This is a genomic window from Azospirillum isscasi, assembly GCF_030849505.1.
Lineage (GTDB): Bacteria > Pseudomonadota > Alphaproteobacteria > Azospirillales > Azospirillaceae > Azospirillum > Azospirillum isscasi.
Genome location: NZ_JAUJFI010000053.1, coordinates 20138 through 33919, shown reverse-complemented (window position 1 = coordinate 33919; position 13782 = coordinate 20138). Strand labels below are relative to the sequence as shown.

The window sequence follows — 13782 nt, the reverse complement described above, 5'->3', positions numbered from 1 at the left end:
GACAGCGGAGCAAGCGCTCCGTCGGGCTTGGCCCTGGCGGCGGTGTCGAACAGCGGTTCGACCGCCGACACGCTGACCCGCGTGGCGACGCCGGCGATCACCGGGACGGTGGGCGAGGCGGGGGTGGTGGTGCTCTACCAGGGCGCGACGGCTGTCGGGACAGCAACGGCCGCGGCGGCGGGCGCCTGGACGGCCACCACGGCCTCGCTGGGCGATGGTGCGCACAGCCTGACCGCGACGGTGACCGATGCGGCAGGCAACACGTCGTCCGCTTCTGCGGCGCTGACCGTGACCATCGATACGGGTGCTTCGGCCCCGACCGGGCTGGCCCTGGCGGCGGTGTCGAACAGCGGTTCGACCGCCGACACGCTGACCAACGTGGCGACGCCGGCGATCACCGGGACGGTGGGCGAGGCGGGGGTGGTGGTGCTCTACGAGGGCGCCACCGCGGTGGGCACGGCGACGGCCGCGGCGGCGGGCGCCTGGACGGTCACCACGGCCTCGCTGGGCGATGGTGCGCACAGCCTGACCGCGACGGTGACCGATGCGGCGGGCAACACCTCCACGGCCTCGTCCGCGCTGACCGTGACCATCGACACCGGAACACCGTCCGTTGTCATAGCGCTGAGCAGGACGACGCTCGGGGTTGGGGAGACGGCAACCGTCACCTTTACCTTCAGCGAAGCGCCGGTCGGCTTTTCCGCCTCGTCCGTCACCACACCGAACGGCACGTTGTCGAACCTGTCCGTCATGCCCGGCAGCGGCGGGTTGGTTTACACCGCCACCCTGACCCCGGACGTGGAAACGGCCGCTTCCGACAGCCGGATCACCGTTGCCACGGGCTGGAGCGATACCGCCGGCAACGCTCCGGCGGCTGTCGCAACGTCGGTCGGCTATGCCATCGATACCCGGATTCCGCTCGGCAACACGGCCCCCGTCATCGGTGGTGCCGCAGCCGGCCAGCCGGTCGACGACACCGCGAGCCGCCGGCCCTTCGCCACCATGACCGTCTCGGACGCCCAGGCCGCCCAGGCCCAGGCCGTCGTGGTGACGGTGCGCGGCACAGCCGGCACGGTCGGCGACGTCACCGGGACCTTCACCCAGGCGAGCCTGGACGCCAGCGGCTTCACCAAATCCGCGTCCGGCACCTACAGCCTGACCGCCGACTCCGCGGCGGCGGCCCAGGCCGCCCTGCGGCTGCTCGATTTCCAGCCGGCGGCCAACCGCACGGCACCGGGCGGCCTGGAGGCCACCGCCTTCACCGTGACGGTCACCGATGCGGAGGGCGCGTCGTCCACGGACACCGCCACCAGCCTCAGCGCCCTGTCGCTCAACGACCGCCCGGTGCTGGCCCATGCGCTCGGCACCCGGGCCGTGGACCAGGGACAGGTCTTTGCCTACACGGTTCCGGCAGGCGCCTTCACCGACGCCGACACCGGCGACAGCCTCACCCTGAGCGCGGCCAACGGCGACGGCTCGGCGCTGCCCGGCTGGCTCAGCTTCGACGCGGCCACCCGGCGGCTGTCCGGCACGCCGGGCAACGCCGACGTCGGTACCCGGACGGTGCTCATCACCGCCACCGATTCCTCCGGCGCCGCGATCTCGGATCTGCTGACCATCCAGGTCGCCGACGTCAACGACACGCCGGTCGCGAAGAACGACGCGGGCGCCACCGACAGGCTCACCCCCGTCACGGTGACGGCGGCCAGCGGCGTGCTCGCCAACGACGCCGACCCCGATGCCGGCGACCGGCTGGTCGTCAGCGCGGTGGCCGGCAGCGCCGCCAACGTCGGCAAGGCTATTGCTCTGGCCGGTGGCGGGAAGCTGACGCTGAACGCCGATGGCGGATACAGCTTCGACCCGACCGGCGCCTACGGCACGCTGCTCTTCGGCCAGACCCGGGAGGAGACGGTCAGCTACACCGTTGCCGACCGGAGCGGCGCGACCGCCACGGCAACGCTGACCATCACGGTCAGGGGCGTCAACACCGCCCCGGCGGTGCAGGAGGCCAAGCGGGTCGCCATCGACCAGAACTCCAGCCGCGTCGGCCTGTCCATCGACAAGCCGGTCGATCCGGAAGGCGATCCGCTGACCATCACGGTCACCGGCCTGCCCACCGTCGGAACGCTCCAGCGCTTCGACGGCACGGTGCTCGCCGTCGGCGATACGCTGACGCCGGACCAACTGGCCGCGGTGGTCTACACGCCGCCCTTCGGCACCACCGGGGCCGCCGGCTCCTTCAACTACGCCGTATCCGACGGAACCAATCTGGTCGGCCGCGCGGTGACGATCAGCCTGACCCCGGTCCAGTGGCTGAGCATCACGCCGTCCAGCCTGTCCGGAGCGGAGGGCAACAGCGGCTCGACCAGCCTCGTCTACACGATCACCCGGCGTGGCGACACGTCGGGCGCCACCACGGTCAAATGGCAGGTCGACACCGTCGGGCTGAGCGGCAGCCTCGCCGACGCTTCGGACTTCGGCGGCACGCTGCCCAGCGGCACCGTCACTTTCGCCGCGGGCGAAACCAGCAAGACCGTCAGCGTTCCGGTCAGCGGCGACCGGCTGGTCGAAGGCAACGAGCAATTCCGGATCCTGCTCTTCTCCCCGACGACCACGGTGGCCGATGCCAAGATCACGGTGGAAAGCGGCTCGGCGCTGGGCACCATCCTCAACGACGACCGCGCCGCCACCATCACGACGGTGACCGGCCCGGCCTCCCGGCGCTATCTGGCGGCGCGCGGCGACACCCTGGACGTCACCGTCGCCTTCAGCGACGCGGTCAGCGTTTCCGGCACCGGCACCCCCCGGCTGGCGCTGACCATCGGGACCCAGACCCGCTACGCCACATTCCTTCGCACGGACTCCGGCAAGCTGGTGTTCCGCTACGCCATCGCCGCGGACGATCTTGACACCGACGGCATCGCCATCGCCGGCGCCATCGATCTGAACGGCGCGCAGATTCGCGACAGCGCCGGCAACACCGTCACCAACCTCACCTTCGGCGCCGCGGCGCCGTCCACCGGCAATGTGCTGGTCAACGTCCGCGGCGGTCACGCCATCGACGGCTACATCTCCGGCGCCACGGTGTTCGCCGACGCCAACGCCAACGGCGAGTTCGACAGCGGCGAGGCGTTCGGGACCACCAACGCGGTGGGAAGCTGGTCGATCCAGGGCGGCTCGGGCCCGATCGTCATGATGGGCGGCACCGACATCTCGACCAACCTCGCCTTCACCGGCGTCTACGAGGCGCCGGGCTCGGCGTCCGTCATCACGCCGCTGACCACCATCGTCATGGGAATGGCGGGCCTCGCCGGCACCGACGCCCAGATCGCCGCGGCGGCGACCGAGCTGAAGAGCAAGCTTGGGCTCGACGCCGGCCTCGACCTGCTCACCTACGATCCCATCGTGGCGGTGACCACGACGGGGGCGGACGCCGCGGCCATCGCGGCCGCGCTGAAGACGCAGGCCGCCGCCGCCAGCGTCGCGAACGTGATCGTCCAGGGCAGCGCCGTGCTCGCCGGTGTGGTGGTCGGCACGCCGCGGGCCAGCGGCGTGATCGGGCGGGCGCTGGTCGGCGCCATCGCCGACGCCATCAAGGCCGTGCCGGCGGGTGGCACGATCGACCTTGCGGACCCCGCCGTCCTGGCCGCCATCCTGGCCGCCGCCGGCGCCCGCATCGGGGCCGTGGACACCGCGAAGTTGAGCGCGGTGACGAGCGGCGCGGCCAACATCATCGCCGCGTCGAACGGCGCGGTGGTCACCGCCGGCACGACCAACAGCGGTGGCATCGAAGGGCTGACCCAGATGGCCCAGGCCCAGGTGGTGGCGCAGGGCACGGCGGCCGACCAGTTGCGCAGTTCCGCCGCCGCCGGCGACGTGTCGGAAGCGGTCACCGCCTTCACCGGCGCCAACCTTCAGCAGCAGATCAGCACCGCCCAGGTGGCCGTGGTCGTGCCGTCGCGCCTCGCCATCGCCGCGGCCGACGCCGACAAGCGCGAAGGCGACACCGGCTCCACCGCTTTCACCTTCACCGTTACCCGCGCCGGCAACACGAGCGGAGTCCTGACGGTCGGCTGGACGGTCGCGGCCGGCATGGGAACCGGGGGCGGCACGCTCGACGCCGCCGACTTCGGCGGGACGCTGCCCTCGGGCACCGTCACCTTCGCCGATGGCGAGGCGACGAAGACCGTCACCATCCAGGTGGCGGGCGACACGGACATCGAACCGGACGAGACCTTCACCGTCACCCTGTCCAACCCGTCCGTCGCCGCGACGGCGATCGAGACGGCGTCCACGTCGGGGACCATCCGCAACGAGGACCCGATCGACCCGAAGCTGACCCTTCCGGGCGCCCAGACGGTGGTGGCGGGGACAGCCGCGGCCATCGCCGGGCTGTCGGTGATGGACGGCGACAGCGCCACCGTGACGGTGACGCTGACCCCGGGCAACGGTGGCCTCGTCCTTGCCGGGCCGGCCAGCGTCGGCACCGCCGATGACGGCACCGTCACGGTCAGCGGCAGCGTGGCCGACGTCAACACGACCCTGGCCTCGCTGGTCTTCACCGGCTCCCAGGGCCGGACGGCGGGCAGCGTCGCGGTGACGGTGGCTGATGGCGATCCGTCGACCCCCGATGCGTCGGGCGCCCTCGCCATCGCCATCCAGTCGCCGCCGGCCATCGTGCTGCCGAGCAGCCCGACCCTGATCGCCGGCACGTCCACCGAGGTGCTGGGGCTGGAGATTACGGACGTCGACGGCGGCACCATGACCGTCGTGCTGACGCCGGCCAACGGAACCCTCACGCTGCCGCTCTACGGAGCCGCCACGGCGAACGACCTCGGCAACGGCAAGATCCGGCTGACCGGTACGCTGGACGACGTGAACCGGACCCTCCAGCAATTGGAGTTCACCGCGTCGCGCAACGTCACCAGCGCGTCGATCCGGTTCGAGGCGACCGACGACCAGCCCCTCACCCCCGACGCCGACAACCTCCTGGTCATCGGCGTGCTGTCGTCGCCGGAGCAGACCGCGCCCGCCACCCTGTCGGTGGTCGCCGGCGTGGCGGCGGCGGTGCCGGGCCTGTCGGTCGGCGATTACGACAGCCCGACGCTGCAGGTCACGCTGACCCCGGCTGGCGGCGCTCTGGCGCTGACCGCGCAGGGCGGGCTGACCCTGACGCAGCCGTCCGCGGGAGCCTGGCGCCTGCTCGGCACGCAGGCCGACATCACGGCCACGCTGGCGACCCTGACCTTCACGGGCGCGCAAGGCCAGACGTCCGGGACGATCCGGATGACGACCAGCGACCTCGGCACGCTGACGACCGACGCCGAGGCGACCATCGCGGTGGCCATCGCCGATCCGCCGACGCTGATCGCCCCGACGCTGACCCTTCCGCAGCCGGTCACCCTCGGTCAGGGCATCGCCGCGGCATTGACCGGCATCGAGGTCGCCGATCCCGACAGCGGGGCGGTGACGGTGACGCTGGTCCCGGCCCAGGCGGCCCTTGGGGCCACGGCGGCGGGGCAGGCATCCGTCGCGACGGCGGGCGATGGCACGCTCACCATCATCGGTTCGGTCGCCGACGTGAACGCGACCCTGGCCAACCTGCGGATCACCGGAGGCGCGTTCTCCACGGCGACGGTCGCGGTGACCGTGAGCGACGGAGTCACCACCCCGGCGACCGGCACGCTGACGCTGCCGATGGTGGACCGCACGCCGCCGGGCAGCCCGGCGATCACCACGGTCAGCACCGACGCCTCCGGCACGGTTCCGGTGACGCTCACCAACCGCAACAAGCTGTTCGTCCGCGGCACCGCCGAGGCCAACAGCCGCGTCGTCCTGTCCGACACCGGGACGGAGCTGGTGACGGTTACCGCCGACGCCCAGGGTGCCTGGGTCGCCGACCTCGGCGCGACTCCGCTGGCGGACGGCACCCACGCCTTCACCGCGCGGGCGACCGATGCGGCGGGCAACACCGGTCCGGCATCCGGCGCCCGGTCGGTCGTCGTGGACACCGTCGCCCCGGCGGCGCCATCGGTGGCTTTCAGCGGCGGGACCATCGATCGTGCCGGGCAGGCCAGCGTCGGCTTCGTCATCTCCGGCGGCGAGACCGGGGCGGCCTACCGCTGGACGCTCGCCTCCTCGGGCGGCGGCAGCCCGCTGACTGGGACGGGGACGCTCATCGGCCCGAGCGGCACGGTCGGCGGACTCGACGTCTCCGGCCTGGCCAACGGCACGCTGTCCCTGTCGGTTACGCTGACCGATGCGGCGGGCAACCCGTCCGCCGCCGGGACGGCGACCGCAACGAAGGACGCTGGGATGCTGGTGGACGGCGCCCAGGTCGAGACGCTGGTCTCGCAGGCCAATGGGAGGGCCGTCAGCACGGTGGTGGTCCAGGCGCCCACCCATGGCCGTGTCGAGGACCCCGGCACCCAGAACACCGGACTGGCCGACGTGCCGCTGGTCCAGGAGACGGTGACCGATCCGGCCACCGGCCTGCCGGTGGTGACGACCACGCTTCAGGTCGGCCTGCCGACCGGCGTCGGCGTGACGGCGAGCGGTCCGGCGACCCGTGAGGGGGCTTCCCAGACGCAGACCGACCTGATCCGCGAGATCGAGACGCGCACGGCGACGGGATCGGCGTCGCGTTCCGATCTGGCCGGCGGCGGCACCAGCTTCCTGAAGGCGCTGCCGCAGCAGGCATCCCTCCTGCTGCGCACGCTCGCCTTCACCGCGCCCGGCACGCCGGGGGCGGCGGTGCGGGTCACCGGAGCGGCGCAGGAGTCCAGCGCACCCACGGCCCTGGTCATCGACACGACCGGGGCCGCCGGTCCGCTGACCATCCAGCTCGACCGGGTGACCTTCGCCGCGGTGATCGGTTCGGCGACGCTGACCGGCGGCGAGGGCAACCAGGTGGTCTATGGCGACGCCAGCAGCCAATCGATCATCCTCGGCCCCGGCAACGACCTCCTGTCGGGCGGCGGCGGCAACGACACGGTGGCCAGCACGCTCGGCAACGACACGCTGTACGGCGATGCCGGCGACGACCTGATGAACGGCGGCGAGGGCGACGACCTGATGGACGGCGGCGCCGACAACGACACGATGGGCGGCGGTGCGGGCCGGGACACGATGGGCGGCGGTACGGGCAACGACGTTCTGATCGGCGAGGGCGGCGACGACGCGCTGTTCGGCGGCTCCGGAAACGACAGCGTGTTCGGCGGCGACGGGAACGACGCGCTGTTCGGCCAGGAGGGCGAGGACATTATGGCGCTCGGCGCCGGTGCGGACATCGCCGATGGTGGCGACGGCGACGACACGCTGTTCGGCCAGGAGGGTGACGACACGCTGTTCGGCGGGGCCGGCACCGACATCCTGGCGCTGGGGACGGGCAACGACCTGGCCGACGGCGGGGCGGGGAACGACACGCTCTACGGCGAGGACGGCAACGACACGCTGTTCGGTGGCGCCGGGGACGACGCGCTGGCCGGCGGGGCGGGGGACGACCTGCTGTTCCTCGACCAGGGTGCCGACACGGCGTGGGGCGGCGAGGGGGCGGACACCTTCGCCTTCGGTGGTTTCTCCGGCGGCGCGGCGGTGATGGATTTCACCGCCGGCACCGACCGGCTGGCGCTGTTCGATCCCTCGCTCGACCTCAAGAGCGTGGTCGCGTCGGCACGGGTGGTCAACGGCAACACCGTGCTCGACCTGCGTCCGGGCGTGAGCGTCACCATCGTCGGTCAGACCGGCGACGCCGCCCGCTGGTTCTCCTGACGCGGATCGGCCCGTCCGCGGCAGCGGACGGGCCGGTGCAGGGCGATGCCCGTGCTTACGTCAGGCTGTCCACCTCGGTTCGATGGGTGGGCGGAAAACCGCTCCGTCCACCCTCCGGAGCGACCGCCCATCGGATCGCGTCCGCCAGACGCCCCAGCGCCTCCCGGCTTTCGGGAAGCTCCTCGCCATGCGCCTGGAACTCGTGCGTCATGTGTTCCCAGACATCCAGCCGCACCCGCGCGCCCTGGGTCCGGGCGGTCGCGGCGAAGTCGCGGATCATGTCGACGAGGATCTCCCGCCCACCGGCCTGGAGGTAGAGCGGCGCCAGCCCCCGCAGATCCTGGGCGATGGGGGACAGTTCGGCGTCGCCGAATCCGCCGTCGCCCTTCAGCCACGCCGCGAACCGCAGCGTCATGTAGCCCTGCACCAGATCGTAGCGGTCGTTGCCGAACTGGCTGGCGCCCCGCCGCCCGACATCGGTCCATGGGCTGAGGCCGATTCCGGCCACCGGCTGCGGCAGTCCGGATTCGCGCAGCCTGACGAGCAGCATCAGCATGAGATGGCCGCCCGCGGAATCCCCGCACACGACGAGACGGGACGGGTCGATCCCCTGGGCGAGCAGGAACCGGTAGGCATCCAGCGCGTCCTCGATCTGCGCCGGGTGCGGATGCTCGGGCGTCAGGCGGTAGTCGGGGGTGAAGATGGGAAGGCCGAGCGTGTCGGCCAACATGGCGATGAACTGGCGGGTCACCGCGGCGTAGAAGCTGTAGCCGCCGCCGTGGAGGTAGAGCAGGGTGGTCTCGCCCCTGACCGTGCGTGGGATGAACCAGTCGCCGGGCGGCTCGCCGGGCCGGCTGGCCCGGATACCGACGTCGGGAGCCCGGTCCAGGATGGGAACCAGACTGTCGAAGTAGGCGCGGGCCTCGGCCATGTCCCCGAGCGCGAAGGCGTGGTTGAACTGCGCGCGCCAGAACAGGTTCCCGATTTCAAAATGCGAACTCCACTCCGGCACCAGCGGTTTGCCGAGGGCGCGGCGGGCCAGCACCCGGGCAGAGATGGCGGTGATGACGGCAAGGCTGCGTGCCTTGTGGCGCAGGCACCCCCGCAACTCGGTCTTCGGAAATTTGTTTTTTGGGTTTTTGGTGGCTGAAGATTTGGTCTTGGCCATGGTCGGCTCCGATGATCAGATGCCCACCTTCCACCGGAGCCCGTCCGGCCGTATAGAACGGAAACGTCATCCGCGATGCCGTCCACCCCCTCCGCCCGCCTGCTTCCGCCGCGCCCGGCCCTTGCCGCCTGCGTGTTCTTCGGCGTGGAGCGCGACACGCGCGGGACGGCGTTGCCGGACGACCAGCGCTTCAACCACTACCCGGCGACGCCGATGTCGATGATCTCGTGGATCTTCGACGGCGTGCTCCACATGGTGGAGGAGCGCGGCGGCGACGGCTGCCCACTCCTCGGCCCGCCCTTGCCGCGGCTGGTTCTCTCCGGACCGCAGCGCCGCCCCGTCGCGAGCTGGTCGCCGGGGCCGGTCCACGCCCTGTCGGTCGCCTTCTACCCGGATGCCCTGGGGCGGCTCAGCGGGATCGGCGCGGAATCCCTGGTTGATCGCGTCCTGCCGCTGGAGGATCTGGTTTCCGGCCCGCTGCTGGCCGCCTGCGAGAGCCTCTTCGAGCCGGAGGCGGGAGGTGGTTCGGCGTTCGACCGCATGGAGGCGCGTCTGGAACCGCTGTGGTCCGGCCCCGGTGCCCGGGACGCCCGGTTGGCGCCGCTTATGAGGGACTGGCTGCGCACGCTCGGGATGAGGGCGGCGCTGTCCCGGACGGGGCGGGGCGTTCGGCAGGCCCAGCGCCGCATCAAGGAATGGACCGGCCTCAGCCACCGGGACCTGCAGCTCTTCGCGCGGGTCGAGGAGGTGGCCGTCCGCGCGGCGCGGAATCGCGAGGGCGGGGCGATCGATCTGGCGGGGCTCGCCAGCGAGCTGGGATTCGCCGACCAGTCGCACATGGGGCGGGAGGTCCGCCGCCTCACCGGCCTGCCCCCGGGACGGTTGAACGGGCTGATGGCCACCCACGAGGCGTTCTGGTTCTACCGGCTGCTCGACGAGAGCTTCGGCGCATGGTGACGCCGCCGGGAGGCGGAGGCCCGGTCAGCGGTTGAGGATGATGAGGACGATGCCGGCGGCGACCAGCAGCGAGGCGCCGAGGCGCCCGGCCAGCCGCTTTTCCCCCAGCCAGAGGGCGCCGATCAGCACCGACAGGGGGATGGAGGCTTGCCGCACGCTCGCCACGGCGGCGACCGGCGCGCCCATCTGGTAGGCCAGCAGGATCAGATAGTAGGACCCGTAGCTGAGCGCCCCCGCCCCGAGCGCCACCCAGGGAATCCGGGAGGGCGGGCGCAACGGCACGGCCTGTCCCACCGCCCGGAACCCGGCCAGCAGCAGCGGCAGGGCGGCGAGCTGCGTCCAGAACAGCAGCACTTCCGGGGCCATGCTGCGCATGGCGATGCCGTCGGCGACGGAGTAGACCGCGGCCCCCATCATGGCCAGCACCGCGGCCCCCAGCGCCACCGGGTCGTCGAGGCGACGCCCGGACCCGGCCTGCAGGCGGTAGCCGCCGGCCAGCACCAGCAGGATGCCCGCCAGCATCGGCCAGCCGTAGGTGGCGCCCTGCACCAGCCATCCATAGGCGACGATGGCGATGGGGGACGCCCGCACCACCGGGTAGTAGGCCGACAGGTCACCCCGCCGCAGCACCGTGACCAGCGCCACCCCATACAGCCCTTGCCCCGCCGCCGAGACCGCCAGCAGCCCCCAGGCGCCGGCGGGAGGCCACAGCGGCGCGCCGGACCAGAGGGCGTGCAGCAGCGCCAGCCCGACGAGCGTCCCCGCCAGCCCGAGATAGGCGCCGACCGGGCTGGCGTTGCGCTTGATCAGCAGGTTCCACAGCGGGTGCAGCGCCGCCGAGGCCAGCACCAAAGCGGCGACGAACGGAGTCATGGCGGCGGAGTCATGGCGGCGGAGTCATGGGGGCGCAATCATCAGGGCGGGGTCATGCGGTGCGGGTCACGGCTTCTCGCCGCGGGCCAGCCGCGCTTCGATGGCGTCCAGCAGGGGCAGGGCGTCGGCAAGGCTGGCGGCGACGTAATGGGCGCCGGCCCGGCGCAGCCGCTCCTCCGCCGGGCGCCGAAGCGCCGCGCGGCGGTCCTCGTCCAGCGCCCGCCACTCGGCCAGGGGCAGGCCGACCTCGTTGCCGGTGTCCAGGATGGCGATGGTCCACATGCCGGCGTTCAGCCCCTCTTCGACGTCCACCACGGTGTCGCCGATCTTGACGCAGGCTTCGACCGACGTCACGGACAGCGCGATGAGGCATTTCAGCGCCATGGCCGGGCCGGGCCGCCCGGTCGGCGTCTCGCCCGCGCAGACGGTGACGTCGGGGGCGTAGCCCTGGTCCGCCGCGACGCGCCGGACCACCTCCATCACCGGCGGCGGGTAGCCGGTGGTGGACCCGATCTTCAGCCCGCGCGCCCGCATCGCCGCCACGGCCTCCGCCGCGCCGGGGATCAGGTCGGAATGCTGTTCCACGACCGCGATCTGGAGGGGGAGAAAGCGCTCGTACAGGGCGTCCACGTCGGCGTCGGTCGGGGCCGCGCCGTGCGCGGCAGCCCAGGCGTCGGCCACCGCGGGCATGCGGGTGATCGCCTGGATGTGGTTCCACTTCGGCATGCCCATCGGGGTGCGGGCCTGCTCCAGGGTGATCGCCACGCCGGACTGGCGGAACGCCTCCAGGAAGGCGGCGGCGGGGGCGAGGCAGCCATGATCGACCGTCGTCCCGGCCCAGTCGAGGACGACCGCTTGCAACGGCCCGGTGTAGCGGCGGCTGTAGGTGAAGCTCATGACGGTTCCTTGGGGCAATGAGGTCGAATCAGGGGGCGCCGGAGGCGACGGCCATCCCGGCCAGCGTGGCGCGGACGGCCTCCACGGCGGCTTGCATCTCCGGCGCGCCGAGGCGCCCGATGCAGCCGATGCGGAAGCTGTCGGCGACGGTCAGCTTGCCGGGGTAGATCACGAAGCCGCGCTCGCGCAGCTGGTCGTAGAAGCGCGGAAAGTCGAAGGCCGGGTCCGCCGGCATGCGGAAGGTGACGATGACCGGCGCCTGGAGATGGTCGGGCAGCAGCGTCCGGAAGCCCATGGCCCGCATGCCCTCCACCAGGATTCGGCAGTTCGCGGCGTAGCGGGCGCCGCGCCCCTCCACCCCGCCTTCCGCGGCGTGCTCGGCCAGGGCCTGGTCAAAGGCGGCCAGCACATGAGTCGGCGGGGTAAAGCGCCATTGCGCGTTGGCTTCGAAGCCGCGCGCCTGGTCGTGCAGGTCGAGGCTGAGCGAATGGGCGTTGCCCTTCGCGCGCTCCAGCGCGTCGCGGCGGACGATGACGAAGCCCATGCCCGGCACCCCCTCCAGGCATTTGTTGGAGGAGGCCGCGACCGCCTCGAACGGCACCCGGCGGGCGTCGAGCGGCAGGGCGCCGAAGGCGCTCATGGCGTCGATCAGCAGGGCGCGGCCATGGCGCGCCGTGACCTCCGCCACCGCCTCCACCGGGTTCAGGATGCCGGAGGTGGTCTCGCACTGGACCACGGCGACGTGGGTGATGGCGGAATCCGCGGCCAGCGCGCGCTCCAGCGCGTCCGGCGACACCGGCTGGTCCTCGGCGGCTTCGATGGCGGCGACGGCGCGGCCAACCACCTGGGCGATGCGGACGATGCGGGTGCCGTAGGCGCCGTTGACCAGCACCAGCAGCTTGCCGTCGCGCGGCACCAGCGTGCCGATCATCGCCTCGACCGCGAAGGTGCCGGAGCCTTGAACCGGAACCGCGGCGAAGGCGGCGGCGTCGCCGCCGGCCAGCTCCACCAGCCGGGCGCGCACGCGGGCGTTCAGGGCGATGAAGGCGCCGTCGCGCGATCCCCAGTCGCGCAGCATCGCCTCCTTGACGGTGCGCGAGGTGGTCAGCGGGCCGGGGGTCAGCAGATAGGGTTCGGCAGGCATCCTGAAGTCCTTTGGCGTGAAGGGCCGGTGGACGGATGACAGCGCGGACGGGTACCATAATTCCAATCCATTCGCTCTATGGCCCCATAGATGAAATCTATAAATCATGCCCAGCTTCGCGCCTTCCACGCGGTGGCGACGGAGGGCAGCTTCACCAAGGCGGCGCGCCTTCTGCACGTCACCCAGCCCACCCTGTCGCAGGAGGTGAAGGCGCTGGAGGAGGCGCACGGCGTGCTGCTGTTCGACCGCACGCGGCGGGCGGTGGCGCCGACCGAGGTGGGCAAGGCCCTGTTCGCCGTCACCCGGCGGCTGTTCGCGGCGGAGCAGGAGGCCGTGGAGCTGCTGGCCGGCGTGCATCATCTGGAGGGCGGCGCGCTGGCCGTCGGGGCGGACGGGCCGTTCCACGCGGTGCCGCTGATCGCCGGATTCACCCGCCGGCACCCCGGCCCGACGGTGACCCTGTCGGTCGGCAATTCGCGGACGCTGCTGCAAGGGCTGCTGGACACCCGGATCGACGTGGCGGTGCTGGCCGACGTGCCGGGGGATTCGCGGCTCTACGTCGTGCCGCTGCGCCGCGACCCGGTGAAGGTGCTGCTGCCGCGCGGCCACCGGCTGGCCCGCCAGCGGGCGGTGACCCTGACGGACGCGGCGGCGGAGCGGCTGGTGATGCGGGAGACCGGCTCCATGACCCGCCGGCTGGTCGAGCAGGCCCTCGCCGCGCAGGATCTCGTCCCCGCCGCCACGCTGGAGATCGAAAGCCGCGAGGCGGTGGTCGAGGCGGTGGCGGCGGGGCTGGGGATCGGCTTCGTCTCCGCCGCCGAATTCACCGCCGACCCGCGGCTGGTCCTGCTGCCCTTCGCGGGGGTGACGGTGGAGATGGACGAGTATGTCGTCTGCCTGCGCGAACGGCGGCGGCTGGCCGTGGTGCGGGCCTTTCTGGATCTGGCGCGGGAAGGGGCGGCGTGAGCGCGGG

Annotated in this window: 7 protein-coding genes; 3 read left to right on the top strand and 4 right to left on the bottom strand. The window is 72.3% G+C overall.

The annotated features are described in order from the left end of the window. Positions 1-27: 27 nt before the first annotated feature. Positions 28-7770, top strand: coding sequence for an Ig-like domain-containing protein (locus QSG27_RS12950; protein WP_306706743.1), 7743 nt, complete (start codon positions 28-30; stop codon positions 7768-7770). 55 nt (positions 7771-7825) lie between these two features. On the opposite strand, the gene QSG27_RS12945 is transcribed toward QSG27_RS12950, so the two are convergent. After that, positions 7826-8878 (bottom strand): alpha/beta hydrolase, encoded by a 1053-nt coding sequence (locus tag QSG27_RS12945; RefSeq protein WP_306706742.1) that lies wholly within the window; start codon positions 8876-8878, stop codon positions 7826-7828. Positions 8879-9013: 135 nt separating this feature from the next. Between QSG27_RS12945 and QSG27_RS12940 the strand changes: the two genes are divergently transcribed. Beyond that, entirely contained in the window at positions 9014-9895 is an 882-nt protein-coding gene (locus QSG27_RS12940) for a helix-turn-helix domain-containing protein (RefSeq protein ID WP_306706740.1), read from the top strand. A 24-nt stretch (positions 9896-9919) separates the two neighbouring features. Here QSG27_RS12940 and QSG27_RS12935 read toward each other — a convergent pair whose 3' ends face one another. From QSG27_RS12935 to QSG27_RS12925, 3 genes are all read right to left on the bottom strand, one after another. Further along, on the bottom strand, positions 9920-10768 hold the full coding sequence (locus QSG27_RS12935; RefSeq protein WP_306706738.1) for a DMT family transporter: 849 nt from the start codon (positions 10766-10768) through the stop codon (positions 9920-9922). Between the two features lie 66 nt (positions 10769-10834). Continuing rightward, on the bottom strand, positions 10835-11665 hold the full coding sequence (phnX, locus tag QSG27_RS12930; RefSeq protein WP_306706736.1) for a phosphonoacetaldehyde hydrolase: 831 nt from the start codon (positions 11663-11665) through the stop codon (positions 10835-10837). A gap of 28 nt (positions 11666-11693) precedes the next feature. Next, a complete protein-coding gene (locus QSG27_RS12925) occupies positions 11694-12809 on the bottom strand; it encodes a 2-aminoethylphosphonate--pyruvate transaminase (protein WP_306706734.1) in 1116 nt (371 codons plus the stop codon). 90 nt (positions 12810-12899) lie between these two features. Here QSG27_RS12925 and QSG27_RS12920 point away from each other — a divergent pair, with 90 nt between their 5' ends. Further along, the gene (locus QSG27_RS12920) at positions 12900-13775 is read left to right on the top strand and encodes a LysR substrate-binding domain-containing protein (protein ID WP_306706732.1); all 876 of its coding nucleotides are present in this window, start codon (positions 12900-12902) and stop codon (positions 13773-13775) included. Positions 13776-13782: the final 7 nt, after the last annotated feature.

What these genes read in the sequence shown, in the direction of transcription:
- phnX (WP_306706736.1), bottom strand. Translation starts at nt 11,665, where the DNA reads ATGAGCTTCACCTACAGCCGCCGCTACACCGGGCCGTTGCAAGCGGTC.
- QSG27_RS12920 (WP_306706732.1), top strand. Translation starts at nt 12,900, where the DNA reads ATGAAATCTATAAATCATGCCCAGCTTCGCGCCTTCCACGCGGTGGCG.
- QSG27_RS12940 (WP_306706740.1), top strand. Translation starts at nt 9,014, where the DNA reads ATGCCGTCCACCCCCTCCGCCCGCCTGCTTCCGCCGCGCCCGGCCCTT.
- QSG27_RS12925 (WP_306706734.1), bottom strand. Translation starts at nt 12,809, where the DNA reads ATGCCTGCCGAACCCTATCTGCTGACCCCCGGCCCGCTGACCACCTCG.
- QSG27_RS12935 (WP_306706738.1), bottom strand. Translation starts at nt 10,768, where the DNA reads ATGACTCCGTTCGTCGCCGCTTTGGTGCTGGCCTCGGCGGCGCTGCAC.